Origin of the sequence: Fibrobacter sp. UBA3718 (genome assembly GCF_002371935.1) — a bacterium.
Taxonomy (GTDB): Bacteria; Fibrobacterota; Fibrobacteria; order Fibrobacterales; family Fibrobacteraceae; genus Fibrobacter.
The window spans coordinates 43846-60891 of sequence record NZ_DFHR01000018.1 but is presented as its reverse complement, the minus strand read 5'-3'; the positions used below and the strand labels follow the sequence as shown (position 1 = coordinate 60891).

Genomic DNA, 17046 nt, shown 5'->3' with positions numbered 1-17046 from the left:
ACCCCGACTGGTGTCGGGGTTTTAAAGTTTCTAGGAACGGGAACCGCTATTCGGTGATGCGAATATTGCGGACCCAGCTGTTGGAGCCTTGCTTCACCATCAGCACGTAATTGCCCTGCCTCTGGTTCAGGGAGACCCTTTCGGAGCCGGTCACGCTGAACTTGGAGACAACCCTGCCCTGCATGTCCATCAGGGCCGCAGAAGCCGTCTGGGAGCCCGGCAACTGAATCAGGAGGGACTTGCCATCCACGCTCACGTTCAGCTTGTCCAGGCCAGACTTTGCGACATCTGCGATGGGTGCGGCCGACTCGACCAGATCCTTGCCATCGGGGCCCACGAGCTTGAGGCCGCTAATGTCGACCTGCGGATCATCCCAGTTGTTGAGGGTCAGGTACAGGAACGCATCGGTAGTCGTAGCGGTAAATTCGCAGGTGATATCGATAGGCATCTTCTTCATGGCGCCGCAGTACTTGTTGCTGAGGCTATCGCCATTGACTGCATAGGTCAGCCAAAGGGATGATCCTGGAGTCTGCGAAGCGCTGAACGACAGCGTGTACTTGGAACCCGCCGTAAGGCCGGTAAGATGGCGAACGGCCTCGCGGTGGTCACCCTGGATAACATTACCCATGTGGACACTCGTGTTGGTCTCGTTTTCAAGCACGACAGAGGTAGAATTCCAGCCGAAGGCGCCCGAGTTCTTGTGGTACTCGATAACCTCGTTGCAGGATTCCGGAACCACGAATTCCTTCGGGGTCACGGGAGTCGCCTTCGCAAAGTTCACCATGTTGCCGCTCATCAGGAGGCCCGTCAGCAAACGCAAGTTGGAATGGAAATAACCCGGCTGCTGAGCCATCAGGGCGCTAAAGTTCGTGTTCAGCAATTCATGGTAGGAATCGTTTACGATAAGCACGGAGCTCAACGAACCGATCGAAGAACCGTTCGCCTTGCAACCATTGCTCTTGCAGGGTTCGCCGTTCAGGTTCGCCGTACCGTCCGTCTTCATGTTGATGTAGAGCTGGCCAAACGTCTTGGTGCTCACCCACTTCGCAAGCTTTTCGGACAAATCCTTCGCCTGGGAGTGTCCATACCACGCATAGCTCCAGGCCCAGCGCCACGGGGCACGCACGGCATCGTAGTCGTAGCCGGCAAAATTGTAGCCGTTGTTACCGGTGATGGGAGAATAGGGACTGCCCATATTCGCCCAACCGGACGGGATACCCGTCGAAGAATTGCGGTTTCCCAAAAGAATATTGTAGTTGGTCGAAATCGCCTTGCTCCAGAAGCTCGCGTCATCGACATCCTTGAAGATTTCGTATGCTGCCGGACTCACGTAGCTCGGGTTCAGGTACGGGTCCCACTGGTTACCCACCTTGTGGCGACCGTCACTGGCAAATTCGCTCGTACGCATTTTAGCAATCAAGGTCTTCGCGTCATTCAGGTACTGGGAGTTCCCGAACTGGTGATAGGCCATGACAAGCGCGAACGCGACATCTTCTTCGGCGTCAGTTGCGCCACCAGAACCGACAGTACCACCAAAGCCCTGGATCTTCCAGTCCATAACACCGTTGTTAGAATGAGCCTTGTAGTAGGCCCAAAGCTTGTCAAACTGACTCTGATAGCTCTTGGTGTTGCTACTGAAGTAAACGCAGAGGATCATGCCGTAGCCGATACCTTCCGAAACGGTATACTGGTCTTCATCAAACTTGATGCGGGCCTGGTTGCCGCTTTCTTCGTAATAGGCCTTCAGATAAGCTTCGAACTGGTTCAGGAGCATCGTAGATGCAGTCTGGCCGGAACAGTTCCAAACATCTGCAATATTGGAAGCATAGGGATAAGTCTGGGCCTGCGGGTAAGGGAACTTAACCGCCGCCATAGAAAGCGAGCTTACGGCCAGAAGGCCTGCAAGGAATAACCGTTTCATTACTTATTCCTCCAACGAATAGTCTGCATCGCAGAACCGTCCTTGACCGCCACAATGTAGAGTCCGCGCGGCACATTGGCAAGATCGACCGTGTTCGTGCCCGCCTTCATGTAGCGCGACACGTTGCTCACGACGTTGCGGCCGGCGACATCCAGAACCTGGACCTTCACGAACCCGGAGCGCTTCACATCCACTACGAGCTGGTTACCGTTCATGCGGACCGTCGGGGCAAGGTTCTTCTGGGTCTTCGGAGCTATGAAGTTCTGCCCCTGGATTTCAGCCCAGGCCTGAGCTTCCGTCGTGACATCGCCCGTCCCGATAACCACCTTGATGTAGCTGAGCAGGGATTCGTACTGGTCATTTTCGGGAGCTTCGGCCTTGATAACTATGGTCGCATTCTTGCCACCGGCAATCAGGTTCACGCCCTGCTGTTCGGCATAACCCGCGGGGTAGATAGTATAGGTGACCGGAACCTTGTGCGCTTCCAGCGTAAAGACCTGCGTCGAGGAATTCAGCGCCACGGTCTGGTCCTTGAAATACTTGGTATTGAGCGTCTGCTCGGCCTTCAAAAGCGAGAAGGTAATCGTCGTATCGAGGGCACGGTATCCAGAAATGGCCTTTGCCGTCGCATGGATATTAGCTGTCCCCCTGGACTTGAATGTCGCAATCCAGACCTGCTTGCCCTTGTCGCCGTAGCATTCGGAACTCGTGCAGGTCGCCTTGGCCACAGAGATAACGCTCGGATTGTCGGATTCGTAAGTGACATCGGAACCTTCGACGGTCTTTGTCACCTTCATCTTGTATTCAAGCTTGGCCGAGGAGTTGCCCGTAAAGTTGTTGCAGGCACCGCCGCCGGTAACGCGGCAGGTGATGGCGGCCTGTTCGAACGTCTGAGCAGGGACCTGCGTAATCACGACGACCGACTGGGAATTGTCGTTGCCCGTCATCACGGCATAGCCCGCACCGTTAATCTTGATGGTGCCGTTTTCAACCGTCGCGACAGTCGGATCGCTGGAGGTGTACGTGCAGGAACTTGAAGCCTTGCCCGTAATGGTTCCATCCATTTCGGACGCCGTGGCTCCCTTGAACGCGCAGGAACCCGTGTTCTTGCCGGCGACAAGCGAGTCCGCCCAGTTCTTGTTGTTGTACTTGGTCAGGTAGCTCTTGACAAGGTTGCCCGACGTGGTATAGGTAGCATTATTCAATGCAGACTTAGAATTGAGGAGAGTCGAACCGGAGAACATGGCAGAAGCTTCGCTCTTGCCGCCAATGGTTTCATGGCGCAGGGACCAGTTGCAGTTCGGAATCTGTTTCTGCTCCATGTAGCTTGTCCAGTTGTTAGTTTCGCCAGAACTCACATTTCCCGTACCGTTGGCATCGGTCGTGCCCCATTCCGTAATGAAAACAGCCTTTCCATTGTTCAAGCAGTTTTCGATATTTCCCTTGAAGGAACCCACGGAATGCGATGCAGCATAGAAGTGGAACACATACCCAGAGTTGGCGTCATTCACACCCGAGCAGGAACCCATCTGCGAATAGAAGGGCGTGCCCACAAGAGCCAAGTGCTTGGACCCGTTATTGCGGATAGCACCAATCACTTCGTTTGCATAGCTAGCAATGGTTCCCATATCGGTATTGACCGGTTCGTTATAGACTTCCCAGATGATGTTCGGGACATCCTTGTATTTCGCCGCCATGCGGCCAAAGAAATCCTTCGCATAGCTCTTTTCGCTCTCGGCGCGGTGGCTATGCCAGTCAACGATGATGTAGATATCGTTTTCGATGGCAGCCTTCACCATGTTGTCGAGCTGGGCTTCCTTGCCTTCCTTGTTTCCCAGATAGGAGTTTGCGGAAATAATCGCATCGTCGCTATTGGCCTGGCAGTCGCCGCCATTGCTGTTGTAGCACTTGATGCCCATCGCAAAGCGGAAAACGTCGATGCCGAGCTTTTCGGCAGCCCAGCTAATCACGGTCGGGTTGTAATACTGCGATCCCGTAGCATCGGACCAAAACAGGCTCATGCCGCGAAGCATCACCTGCTTGCCGCTAGCCTGGCTTACAATTTTGCCGCTCTTGACACCCAGCGTTCCATATACAGAAACAGGGCCTAGACGCAGTGGCTTTGCATCTACCGCAGCAGACGCAAACGTCACTGCGCAGGACAACATCGCTATCGATAAAAGTTTTTTCATCATAAACTCTCCCGTTTTTTTGCAATCCACATCCGATTACAAAAATAACTTTCAAAGCCCTAAATTACACCACACATTCAGAAATTCTTTGTTTACATCAGTAGACAAATAGGGGCTTTTGTGAAGAAATTCACACAATCCTGGAACTCAGCGTTCCAAAAAAGTTATCAAATCTTAACAAAGCCGCCGTTCATCAACGTGCTGTACATGATGGTCAGGATTTCCTTGAAGTAGGTTCCCGTGTATCCCACCGCCTGGTATGCCTGCACCTTCTGCGTAAAGTAGTCGAAGCAGGCATTGTGCCATGTCGGGTTCACCCCGAATCCCATCAAGCAGTACATGCCGATATAGTGCTCGCCGGCCGTCTGGCTCGTCGAAAGCGCACCCGTGCTGTAGTTGTACGACGTGGACGGAAGCGAAGCCGGATTGTTCGCCGTCGCCGTCGAAATGAAGTTCGCCATGGCAGTCAGAATCTGCTGCGATTCGGCACTCTGGTACCAGTAGTAGTCCCACGCGATACGCCACGGGATACGGACGGATTCCTTGTCGAACAGCATGTAGGTGTTCGCGGCAGAACCGTTCTTCGGGTCGGCCGGCTGACCGGCCGCATTGGACCAGTCCGGGAACAGCGGGACGGCGCCCGCGTTCTGGATGTTAATCATGTAGGCGTAGTTCGCAGCAAGAATCGCATCCCAGCCACCCGTCGGGTCAACTTCCGCAAACAGGCGGAGCGCTGCCGGGGAGAGGTAGCTCAGGTTGTAGACGTCCTTGTTCGCCCACGTATCACCCGGGCGGATCAACAGGTTGTTGGGATTGAGTCCCTTGTTCTTAATGGAGGCAATCAGCGCGACAGCATCGTTCAGGTAGAGCGGGTTCTGCCACTTCCTGGAGGCAAGGATCAAGGCAGTAGCCACGTCAAGGTCGGCATCGAGGGCGGCAGCCGTAGATACCGTAGCGCTAAACGAAAGGAGTTCCCAAGGCATCAGGCCGTTGTTGTTGTTGTCGCGGGCGATGATGTTGTAGGCCCAGAGGGCGTCGAAGAGTTCCTTGTCGCCATGGAAGTAGGCTATAAGCATGCCGTAGCCGATACCTTCCGAAACGGTACAGCCGAGCTTGTTCGCAAGCGCCGCCGTAAGGGAAGTACCCTTCCAGCTGGACATCCCCGTAAGGGCGCACTGGTTCTTGTTTCCGCCATCCCAGACGACACGGGCGGGGTTCGTATGGAACGCACCCATCTTTGCCGTGAGAAGTTCCTTTGCGCGCGGACCTTCGAACAAGTCGTAGTTCAAGGTGGAGCCGCCCGTCTTTTCGTCTTGCAGCGTCATAATCCAGCGGGCCTTCCAAGTCGCATACAGGACCGTCGCATTGGCGATGTTCGCATTGGCGGCAAGGCTTACTGTCGCGGGGGCCACGGCGGCGGAACTCTGGGGCGGAATTATTCCGCCATCAGCAGACGATGCGGGCAGAGGACCCGGGCCGGTAGCATCCGAAGACACGGGAACCTGATCATGCGGATGGGTCGGATTGTCGCCTCCGCAAGCATAAAGACCAAAAGCCAAGGGCATCGCCAACAGGAGATGGGAATAACGCATAAAGCCTCACAATTTAAAATTTTCCATAATATATATAAAAAAAGAGGCCCCGTCTAAAGGGGACCTCTTTTTTTAAAATTCCTGTAAGTTAAATCACTTTACGAGAATCTTCTGGCTCATGTGGACGGCCTTGCCGGACACGCGGACCATGTAGACACCTGCATCGAGGGAGGAGAGGCTGATGGAGGAAGCGACCTTGCCGCTCTTCACAACCTGGCCCTGGAGGCTCACGATTTCGTACATGCCGTTGTTGATGCCGGTGAAGGAGAGCATGCGGTTGGCAACGATGGCCTTCACGCTGCTAGCGGCAACAGAAGCCTTGATGGCATCAGTGCAAACGGCATGGCCGTCACCGTCAGCCTTGCAACCGAAAGCCGGTTCAGGCTTGATAGCACCAGCACCCGTGCAAGTACCAGCAGGACCAACTTCGAAGATACGGAGCTGACCGTCAGCTTCGGAAGCACCGCCGTCGAGCTTGAACTTCACGGACTGGGCGGCCTTGAAGGCGTCAGCGCAGGAAGAAAGCTTGTTGCCTGCAGGAGCCCAAGTCGGCTGAGAGAAGTCGGCAATCGTCTTGCTGACCATCGTCGGAGAGGTAGCCTTCGTGAGGGTCACGGAGCAGGAAGCATCGCCGGACTTTTCTTCGGCAATTTCGAGCGTGACAGCGTTATCAGCCGTGTAGGTAACACAGAGGCCACCAGCAGCGGAAATGTCCAAAGGAGCCTTTGTTCCGCCCACGATGTTGAAGCCGAAGCCAACGAAGTTGTACGGATATTCAGCCGTCTGACCAGTAGTGGTCGGATCTGCCAGGTGGTACTTGATGGTCACGTAACCGAGGTTTTCGATTTCCGGAGCGATCAAGGAACCATAGTAGCCCGTGGTATCGTACGGATACATGGCATAGGAACCACCATTGTCGTTCTTACGGTCATCGTAGTCGTACCAGTAACCCATGGTGGTGGATTCGCATTCGCCGTATTCGTAGACGCAGTCTCCACCAGTGTTCACCTGCTGGTCAGAGCCGTTGAACCAAATCGACGTATTTACCGTCTGCGCCATTGCAAGGGAAGCAACGGACGCGATTGCTGTTGCAAGGATTTGCTTTTTCATAGTATCTCTCTCTTTTTTATTTCCCGACACCGGGAAAAAGGGTTTGTGGTTAAATATATATTCTTTTCAAAGAAAAAAAAGTGGAAATTTTGAATTTTTACAATAGTTTGTGATTTTTCACACTAAACGACTGCGTTTTCCCGACTATTTCCTCTTCTTTCCGGAGTAATCCACCCCGGGGCGAAGCTGCAAGCCAATCGTGACCATCAGGGAAACGATGCTTTCGTTGTGGTCCTGGCTCAGATCGTAGGCGGCAATTCCTGCCAAGCCTTCATCCTTCACCAGGCCGCAAAGGGCCTTCATCGAAGGGATTCCCGTAAACACGATCGTTTCGGCATCGCTCACGGCCACTTCGGAAGCCGAGGATTCGTCGAACGAGACCTTGTAGTCGGGCGCTTCGAACTTCTTCATCAGCTCCTTGTAGGGGATGAACCCTTCATTTCCGCTGCCGACTCCCTGATGGGAAGAACCGAGACCCGAAGCCCCAGCAAAGGACTTACCGTAGAGGGAGACCACCGGGACAATCTTGTCCTTGGAAACGCCCTTGCCGGCGAGACCGTCGACAGCGCCTGCGATATCCTGCTTCGAGAGGTTAGGCTTGACCGAGGATTCGGAATCGCTCATCTGGTCGCCGAGCATCAGCACCACGTAATCGGCCTGGTTGAGGGCATCGGAATAAGCATCCATGGAACTTGCGTAGGTGAGCACGGCCACTTCCTTGGAAGAAAGCTTGGACTTGAGCGCACCGACCAGCTTGCCGATAGCGGCAGCGTCTTCGCCCGTGGCGTTCTGCCAGTCGAGCTCGACACCGCCGAGGTTATATTTCTCGACCCATTCGGCAGCGGCGTCGCAGAAAGCCGAAAGCTTGGAATCGTCTTCGGCGATTGCCTTCAGGTTGCCTTCCACTTCAAAGCCGCCAATTGAGGCGATGAGGGAGACCTTGTTTTCGGCGGCTTTCTTCGCCAGTTCTTCGAACTGCGGGGCATCGTTCTCGTCGGCAAACGCGATCGAGCCGTCTTCGGCCGGAGCCAGGGAGGCGTAATGGATATGCGTCACGAACTGGTAGCGGACATCCTTCGGCATGAACTGGCTATACTGGGCCCAGTAGGGGAAATAGCCGATGACCTTAAACGGAGCCGCAATGGCGGCGGCGGCAAGGGCGGCAATAGCAAGCAATGACATCTTCTTCATAATAACCTCTCTACGGATTCTCGATCAAGTAAACTTCCCAATCGGCTTCGTTCCTGCAATACAGGTCGGCGGAGAAATCCCACACGCGGTCCTTGTTGCCTGCAGGAGCCACGGCATTCTCGCTCATCGGCTTGATGGTCGTCTTCTTGTTTATCTTGTCCGTAAAGACAGAATCGACCTTGATGGAATCGGGCTTCTCGGTTGGAGGGGGCTTGATGGTATCCGTGATGCTCAGTGTAGGATCTTCTTCGATCTTTTTGCCGCAGGCCATCTCGGAAACGCAAGTATCGCCATTGGAAAGCGCATACTTCCACGTGGATCTCTCGGGCTCGATCAGGAGAATCGTATCCTTGAACACGTAGGTCTTGATACCGTCCGGAATGGTGTCATATACCACCTGGACATCGAGCTTCTTGATGTTCGCTTCGCCTTCATGGCAGAAGCGGTAGGGACGGCCCTCGTAGCGGCCCGCCATAATGTACTGCTTCTCGATGAGGCTAGAATCGACCTTGACGGATTTCAGGAATGCGAGATCCTGAGTTGCCGAAAAGCCGTAGCGGTGGAACTTCTTGAAGGCTTCGCGGTATTCCATTGCACGGGGGCCATTGAGAGCGTCAATCGTGGTGTCCCCCGTCACCGGGTCGACAATGAACATGCCGTTGACGAGCGCGGACATTCCCGGCCACCATTCTTCGTCGAGAAGCGCGTAATCCGTGAATATCGTCTTGACGGCGACAGAATCATCGAAAAACACGGAAGCCTCGTCGGTCATGGAGATAGTGTACTTAGACACCTTGAGGGTCGCGTTCGAGGAATCTTTTGAGGTAGTGGCAACCTGCAGCAGGGAATCCAGCATCTTTTCGCGGATGACCGTCAAATAGGCTTTGTTGGAATCCGCAACCGCGGCTACACTCTGGTAAATACCCAAATCGGGGTTTGCCCTCGCATATTCCGAGAGCGAAAAGTCATCGGGCCAGTTTTCGGAAATGGGGGCGTCGATGCTATCTGCAGAGCAGGCCCCAAGCACGAGAGCCAAGCCCAGACCCAAACCAAGTTTAAGTTTCGTATTCATATCCATCTCCTAGAACAAAATCGTAACGTTGCCCATGAGCAACAGTTTGTCCAAGCTCAGTTCTGCACCTGCAGAAACAGGAGTCACACCATCTTCGGCAAGGCCGTTCACCGTGTAGTTGACCTTGTTGGTCATGAGGCCACCCTGCAGGTCGAGCTTCGCACCGGCGGCAAGCTTGATCTGGAGGCCGCCCATGGCGAGCATTTCGTTCACGTCGTTGATGACAACCGTACCGGCTTCGTTCAAGGCGAGGCCGTTATCGCCGAATTCCTTCGTGAGCATCTGCAAGCCGCCGAGGACCGAGAACGGGCCCCAGACATCGGCCGTGAGGCCGCCCACGAAGCGGGATGTCTTGCGCTTGAGGTTTGCGCTCTCTTCGCTGCTTTCGAAGGAGCCCTGGAGGATCAGGCGGCGGTCGAGGCCAAGGAGCGGAGCCGCATTGAAGCCGAGCCCGGCACCGATGGTCGTGAAGTCGTTGTCGGAAGCTTCCGCATTATACTTCGAGAAGCGGAGGTTCAAGGTCACGACATCGTTCCAGCCGGCATTCGCGCTCACGGCAAAACCCTTGCGGTCCGGAGTGGCAAGGCCCATGGGCATCGCCATGTTCACGGACGGGTCCACGAATTCCTTCGCCGCCAGGTATTCCTGGTACTTGTAGGCGACCGCGTTGTAGCCGTTCTTGTAGAAGTGGCCCAGCTTGTAGTTGTTGTTCAGGCGGCCGAAGGTGTAGTAGGAGTCCTTTCTCTGATGAGTAGCATCGCCCTGGTCGAGTATGGCTGCCCCTTCGTTCTTGCTCATCAAGTTCTGCTGTTGCAGCACGTTGGTGTTGTAGAGGGCGAAGTACATGTTCTCGAGGCTTCCGTAACGGAAACGTTCCACGACGGCCTCGTTCGCACCCGTAATCAGCGCTTCGCCGTTAAGGATGGACGTGTTGCCTTCGTAGTAGCTGGACGCAGCCTGTTCGGACCAAAACTCCTCATCGTTCATCACGATGGTTCCCAGCACATCGAACTTGATTTTTGCAATGGTGCCGTTCACATAGGGCGACACGTTGATGGCCATGCCCTTGCGTTCGTCAATCTTGCTCTTGTGCCAGTTGTATTCGGTCGTCGTATTCTTGTAAACATAGAAGAGCGTATCGTAGTCGATAGCGTTCGTATCGTCGTGAACAAAGCCGTTCTCGTCGAACTTTTCGTAGCCGATGCCGTAGACGCCCAAAGATTCAATTGTATCCTGGCGGTAGGCGTCTTCGCTGTAGGTCCAGCGGGAGCCCGCGATTTCGGACTTCAAGCCCGCATGCAGCGCACCGCCCATGATCAGGTCCTTGGAATCATAGTTCAAGATTCCGGAATAGACCATGTTGTCTTCGTAGTACATTGCCGCAATGTGGGAGTCGTCGCGGGAACGCGATGTCTTCTCGCGGTCGAACGTGTAGACGAAGTTTCCGCCGAGGGTCACGCCGAACGCTTCGACGCCGAGGTTGGCGCCGGCAAGGTAGCGGTCGCTCCAGTCGAAGTCGAAGAACACTTCGTCGTTCTTCTTGGCGATGTTACGGATACGGGCACCCGTCATCTGCACATAGAGATTGGAGAGGGGGCCGAGATCGAAGCTGTTGTACTTGAAGTTGAGGCCCTGCAGCAGGCGGTTGGAAGACGTATCCAGGGAGCGCATGGCAAGTGCATCCACTCGCTTGGACGCGAAAATCTCCGGTTCCTGGAGGATTTCGGTCTGTGGCACGTAAATCGTCAGCGGGGTATAGCCGACGCGCATGTATCCCAAATTGAAGTCGACGTGCTTGTTCAGGATCTTGCCGTCATAGCTGAACCAGTGGCCGATGATCGGGTTCACCGATTCTTCGTAGGCCGTCTGCCAATCCTTGTGCAGGCGGAGTTCGACCTTCGCTTCGGTCTCTTCGCTCGGGCGAGCCTTCACCACCAAGTTCACATCGGAGAACGCCTGGCTTTCGCGAGAATCCATCCCGCCCAGGAGCTGGTCGGAACTCAGCGTAGAAGAAAGGACGCCGGCCTTGGCCGTACCACCCACGCGAAGCCCCATCACGGAAGCATTGGCAGAATCAAGCGTTCCGACAAGGCTCTTCTGCTTTTCTACCAAGGTAGAATCCTCGGCATAGGCAAAGGCCATGGCTCCGCACAGGAGAAGCGAAATCTTGGAGGTCATCTTAAACATATCCTTATACCATTTCATCTTGCGTCCCCCTTAAAATTTGACGTTCAAGACTGCTTGAACCACAGCTTGGGAGAATTTGTGCGTATATTCAGGAACAGTGACGTTCTTGCCGCTCTCGGGGTCCTTCACCACGTTGCCATCGGCATCGCGCACCATGATATCGGCGTAATCCGGCATGTTGGATCCGAGAACTCCGGAAGTCGTATTGTAGGTATTTTCAGTCGTAATCCAGCCGTAGTTCAGGGCCAGGTAGACGCCGTCACCCACCGTGTAGTCGAGACCGGCCATCCACTGCATCTGCTTGCCCTTCAGGAGCGGATTCACATATCCCGGAGCGCCCCTCATGGAAGAAACCGCATCGAGAGTCATGTCGATCATCTGCAGGCCGGCGCTAAAGCCGAGGCGCGGCATGTACTGGATATAGAGCCCGGCATTGATGAAGTCGAGGCTCAGCTCACCCTTGTCGGGGACAGGGAGGATGGCCTTGCCATCGTCCGTCAATTCCTGGGTCTTCACGGAATGCTTGTAGCTTCCGGAAAGTTCGAGCGGGCGGCTAAAGTTAAGCATCTTGAAGACATCGAACTTGAGCCCGGCACCGTATTCCATGAACTGGGCTTCCTTCATGATGACGTTGTCGCTCTTGTCCTGGTTGAGCATCGAGAACAGGGCGCCGACTTCCACGAAGTCCTTGAAGCCCACCTTGAGGTCGGCCTTGATACCGTTCCTGTTCGGAGTCGCAAGACCGTTGGGCAGGCTCATCTGCACCGCGGGGTCAAGCATCGTGCTCAAAAGCATCAGCTCCTTGCGGGTGTACACGTAGTTGCTCCAGGAATTCTTGTTGAACGGAGCAATGTTGTAGCTGTTGGTCTGGCCCTTGATTGTCGGGTCGTCGGTATTCGCGAGCTGGGTAGAAACCGGAGTAAACTTCGGGTCGAAGTAATACAGGGCTCCGAAGGTGGAGTAGAGCGGGGAATTCACGCCGAAACGGATCGTGTTCCCGTCCTTGTCCGTATTCAGGATGCGCGAAGCGAAGAACTGCGGAGACTGGGCAAGGTTGTTGTACCAGTTGCTGTCGTTCTTGATGTAGTTCACGGAAAGCTGAAGGTCGAGGCCCATCGGCAGCTTGTAGCCCGCGTTCAAAGTCGCGAGGATAGCCATGCCGTTGTCGTCGATTTCGTTTCTCTGGATAACGGCAGCGCCCGTCGCAGGGTCAACCGCAGGAGCGCCCGTCGTGGGATCCACGACCGTCACGTATTCGTAGAGCTTGTCGTTGGACATGGCGAATTCGCCCATCACGTCCAAGGTGAGCGCGCTATTCTTCATGATTCCGGCGACATCGGCACCGACGCGGCCAGCCATAATCGTGGTGCGCTGCGGTTCCGTTTCAAGCGGGTTGATAAGGGCCGTCTGGTATTTGCCGGCACTGAACTGGGTCGGGTTGTTGACCTTGTCCATCAATTCCGTGTCGGTCGCATACTGCAGCTGGCCGTTAACAATCAATTCGTGATATTCCGGACGGGAAGTGAGCGTGAACGAGGAACTGTCGTCGAACACGTACATGCCGGTAAAGCCGACGAAGACGTTCTTGTTGACCGGCAGGTATTCAAAGTTTCCGCTCAACAGCCACTTGTCCATGTTGGCGGACTGGTAGGAGCCCGGATAAATCATACCGTTGTTGATGATGGGATCGCCACCGTTCGGCAGGAGGTTGCCGTTCGCACCCGAGAAGTCGAGCAGCTGAACGCGGCGGAGACGGGCAAAGATGCCTTCCGCGCGGAGTTCACCGGCGTAGCCGCCAAAGTCGTGGCGGAACTGGAGGTTCATACCCTGCAGGTTACGCTGGTTGCCTTCGATCATGGCATCGCTTATCGCCATGTCGCGGCCCCTGGTGAAAATCAGCGGCTCGTAAAGGAGTCCATCGATACCCGACGGGGAGAACAAGGTCAGGGGGCTGTACTGCTGGCGGAAGTCACCGACCACCCAGTAGAAGTCCTTTCCGACATTGCCCTCGATATTCAACCATGCGACCGAGATGCTCTTCGCGGAATTCGCGAAGTAGTTCTGCATGCCCGCCTGGAAGCGGAGAATCATGTTGAAACGGGCCGCGTCGTAGGGGCGGAAATGGAAGTCCAAGTCGGCCGTCACGAACTGGGAGCGCTCGACATTGGGCATCTTGTTAATTTCGGCCTTCTCCTGGTCGGAAGACATGTAGGAGTTGACGAGCAAGCCCTTAACGCTTCCGCCTATTTCCAGGCCGCGCTTTGCTTCAAGGGAATCCTGCTTCGCTTTCAACAGCTGGTTCATCTCGTAATCCGACTGTGCGGACGCGACAGAAGCAGTGACAAGGAGAGATAACAATATTTTATACATCATTTTCATACCATTAACCCCTTAGAACCAAACCTTTGTTTCGGCGGTGATGAAGTGACCGCTCCAGTTGTTTTCGGGAACGTAGTTATCCGTATGCGTTGCCCACTTGTAGCGCATGTGCAAACCGGCACGGGCAGAGAAGTCCCAGTCGAAACCGATACCGAGAGCTGTCTGGTAGTAGCTGAGAGGAGCCTTCGTGTAAGTCGTCTGGGTTGTCGGAATCAGGCTGCCGTAAGCGCCGGCGCTGTTGATGCCGCCGACCGACACGTTTGCATCCTGCACGGTGTAGCCATACTGGGAACGCCAGCATTCAAAGCCGACCTGGCCAACCAGGTGAATCGTCGGTGTCAGGGCGAACGTCGGTTCGAACAAACCGTAGAAGCTCCAGAGCATCATGTCGGACTGTTCTTCGCTGTAGGCGATCGGGGCAAAGGTCTTGGAAATGCCCGAGATGGAGACATAGCCGGCCATCATCAGGTTGCGTTCCGTTCCGACCCAGTGGCCAATATCGTAGCCACCATCAATGGAGAGGTAGGTCGACCACTTGACGTGTTCGGGCACGGTCTCGGTCTTGAGCTGGTCCGCATTTTCATAGGCAACGAAGGATTCCCAGAGTTCCCAGGTTCCGCCGTAGAGGCCGCCGCGCTGGCGTTCCATCTTGCGGGCCGGGGTCAGCACGCCGGCACGGTTCACGTAGCCGTTCGGGGCCGTGGAGTTACCCGAGTCCGCCCAGAAGAGGGCGTTGTACTTGGTCCAGGAGTTGGAGCTTTCCCACATGTTGCGGCCGTTCAAGCGGTAGTTGAACAGAAGCACGTCCTTGCCCTTTGCAATCTGGCGATGCTGACCGTACTGGACACCCAGGCGGCCGCGGTTGAATTCGGGTTCGAACTTCACGTTCACACCGGCCATGTTGGGGCCGTAGCGCAGGGAACCACCGTTCAGGTAGAATTCATCCTTGCGCCAGCTGCGGAAGCGGGACGGATCCGTAATGCCGTAGGGAGAGAAGAAATCCTTGGAGAAATAGACGGCTTCGACAGTTGTCGGCAGCCATTCGAGGTGCTTGTCCTGAATCTTGACATAGAGGCCGAATCCAGGGCTCGACGTGGCGGAAGAACTGGAGTCGCGGTTGTAGGAGCGCTTGTTCTCGGTGCCTGCGTTATGGAAGTAGGTCGAATCATCCCAGCTCAAGCCCACATCGGCCATCAAGTAGAACTTCGGGTTGATGTTTCCCTTGATATCCATCGTCACGATCTGGTTGTTTTCCAGGTGCGGTTCGCCATCGAACTTGAGCTTTGTCCAGGGACCGGCGAATTCGTCTTCGTCGATAAGGCCCTTGTCGTAGAACACGCCCATGTAGTTCGCGCCGAGCGTCATGCCGTCGAAGAGCTTCGTCTTCGCAAGTCTTGCGTGGTAGACATCGCCGCGGAAGTCGTAGTTACCGTCCATCTCAAGTTCGCTGGGCTGGCCACCGTAGAGGCGCAGACCATCGCGAGTGCCGGCATCCATGTCCTTGGGCTGCGAAATCATCGCCTGGGCGACAAGGCCGAAGGGCATGTTGTACACGTTCATGAACACGCCACCGAACGAGCGGTTGGTCCAGAAGGCACGGCCGCCTTCCTTGACAGGCTTGAAGGACTTTTCCTTATAGTAGGTAGAAACCGTCTTTTCTTCTTCGAAGGTCTCGTACTGCCAGGCAAAGCGGGGCATCGTCTCGCGTTCCCACATGGTAAGGGGAGAAGCGCAGGCCCAGATTACGCCGCCCGCAGTCACGTAGGCGCCAAACACGGACGAACGGATATCGACGCCGAAGTTCATTTCTTCTTCAATCGAAGCCGGCGTGTAGTCGGTGTTGTGGTCGAACGGGACGCGTTCCCAGTGGAAACTCGGGTTGGTGTTCGGGTGGTCGGCCAGGTAGTTGGTGTAGAGGCCGGTCAGGTCGAAGGGGAACGTCATGTTGGTCCAGAGCGTCATGTAGGAGTTCGGCATGAGGACCATGTTCATCTTCAAGGTAGCATCCACGAGAGTGCGGGCCTTGTCGTCGCCATAGACGGGGGCGATTTCGGTATAATCGAAGTTCTTGACACGGAACGCCATGTAACCGGAAACGGCGAGCGGGGCGTCGTCCTTGCCAAGCAAGGTGGATTCCATGTTGTTCGCGAGGGTATCCAGGTTTTCCTCGATAGCGGCAACGCGCTGTTCCGAGGTCATTTCCTTAGGCACGTAGACCGGGGCTATGGAAGGTTCCTTCGCAGGAGCCGTTTCCACGGCAGCGCCTTCCGCCTTGGGTTCTTCGGCAGGAGCCGCAGGTTCGGCCTCGGCTACCGGTTCGGGTTCAGGGGCGGGTTCGGCGGCAGCTTCGACCGCCTGTTCGGGTTCGGCCTCGGCAACCGCTTCGGGAGCTTCCTCGGAGGCAGGTTCCTCTACTGCAGGGGCCTCGCTCTGGGAGCTTTCTGCGGCATCGATTTCCTCGGATTCCTGGGCCAGCAGGAACGAGGAAGAAAGCAACATAGCAACAATTAAATTACGCATAAAACCCTCTTAAATCTCGTTGCGGAACGGGTAATAGGCCGGGCCTTCGTAAGCCTTGCCATGTTTCTTGATGACGACATCGTCAATCCAGACCTTGAAATATTCGTTTTCATCCTTGCGGACTTCGATACGGAAACCCTTGAAATTGGCCCAGTTGAAGGGGAGCATCACTTCGCGGGTGTTCTTCGCATCCCAGTAGACACCGGTATTGCCGAACAGCTTGAGGGGGATGCTGAAATGGGTCCATTCCGTAGTGATTTCGCCGAGGCTCTTGGAACGGAGCTTCACCTGGAGGGATTCGCCGCCGCTCTTCACACCGTCGTCGACGAGCACGAACAGGGCGTTCTCGCCGCCCTTGGCACCCTTGATCCAGAATTCGAGGACGCCGTCTTCCATGTACGGGGTCAGGTCGACAGAACCGGCAATACAAATAGCCACGCCGGAATAGTCGCTTGCAATCAGCTCGATTTCCATGGAAAGGGCGCCTTCCATGGCATACTTGTCCGTAAGAACCGGTTCGGGGTTTTCACGCGGATACTGGTAGGTATATCCACCGCCGCGGGGAATGGCTTCACGCATCACGACAGTGACAATGTCCTTGTCCGGACGGAACGGCTTGCCTTCTTTGAGGACAAAACGCCCCGCATCGCGGTCACGATAGCTACTGAAAGAGGCCGCATCCGCTAAAGAAACGGCAAGAAGCACACCCAGAGTGCACTTCAGTAAAGACGAGATTCTCATATGTTTCATACCTTAAGGAGTCTCCAAATACAGACAGAGCTAAAATATAATCTTTTTTCGAAACCTTAGATTCCGAAAAAAAGACAGATTTCAAAGTCTCTGCCTAAAAATAGCTCTTTATGGCCTTTACCGAATCAGGCC

Annotated in this window: 10 protein-coding genes; all 10 read right to left on the bottom strand. The window is 55.1% G+C overall.

Annotated elements, in window-relative coordinates:
• Positions 1–46: 46 nt before the first annotated feature.
• Positions 47–1921 (bottom strand): glycosyl hydrolase family 8, encoded by a 1875-nt coding sequence (locus tag B4A77_RS06770; RefSeq protein WP_290739414.1) that lies wholly within the window; start codon positions 1919–1921, stop codon positions 47–49.
• A complete protein-coding gene (locus B4A77_RS06765; protein ID WP_290739412.1) occupies positions 1921–4116 on the bottom strand; it encodes a cellulase family glycosylhydrolase in 2196 nt (731 codons plus the stop codon). Before B4A77_RS06765 ends, B4A77_RS06770 begins: the two co-directional genes overlap by 1 nt.
• A gap of 164 nt (positions 4117–4280) precedes the next feature.
• Positions 4281–5705 carry a glycosyl hydrolase family 8 gene (locus B4A77_RS06760; RefSeq protein WP_290739410.1) on the bottom strand — a complete coding sequence of 475 codons (1425 nt, stop codon included), beginning with the start codon at positions 5703–5705 and terminating at the stop codon, positions 4281–4283.
• Positions 5706–5798: 93 nt separating this feature from the next.
• On the bottom strand, positions 5799–6815 hold the full coding sequence (locus B4A77_RS06755) for a T9SS type A sorting domain-containing protein (protein ID WP_290732263.1): 1017 nt from the start codon (positions 6813–6815) through the stop codon (positions 5799–5801).
• A gap of 144 nt (positions 6816–6959) precedes the next feature.
• Positions 6960–8006 carry a glycoside hydrolase family 18 protein gene (locus B4A77_RS06750; RefSeq protein ID WP_290732266.1) on the bottom strand — a complete coding sequence of 349 codons (1047 nt, stop codon included), beginning with the start codon at positions 8004–8006 and terminating at the stop codon, positions 6960–6962.
• A gap of 10 nt (positions 8007–8016) precedes the next feature.
• Positions 8017–9078 (bottom strand): hypothetical protein, encoded by a 1062-nt coding sequence (locus B4A77_RS06745; protein WP_290732269.1) that lies wholly within the window; start codon positions 9076–9078, stop codon positions 8017–8019.
• A 9-nt stretch (positions 9079–9087) separates the two neighbouring features.
• Positions 9088–11283, bottom strand: coding sequence for a hypothetical protein (locus B4A77_RS06740; RefSeq protein WP_290739408.1), 2196 nt, complete (start codon positions 11281–11283; stop codon positions 9088–9090).
• Positions 11284–11295: 12 nt separating this feature from the next.
• Positions 11296–13644, bottom strand: a complete 2349-nt coding sequence (locus B4A77_RS06735; RefSeq protein ID WP_290739406.1) for a hypothetical protein — start codon at positions 13642–13644, stop codon at positions 11296–11298.
• 12 nt (positions 13645–13656) lie between these two features.
• Entirely contained in the window at positions 13657–16164 is a 2508-nt protein-coding gene (locus B4A77_RS06730; RefSeq protein ID WP_290739405.1) for a hypothetical protein, read from the bottom strand.
• Positions 16165–16173: 9 nt separating this feature from the next.
• The gene (locus B4A77_RS06725) at positions 16174–16914 is read right to left on the bottom strand and encodes a sugar-binding protein (protein ID WP_290725254.1); all 741 of its coding nucleotides are present in this window, start codon (positions 16912–16914) and stop codon (positions 16174–16176) included.
• Between the last annotated feature and the right edge of the window lie 132 nt (positions 16915–17046).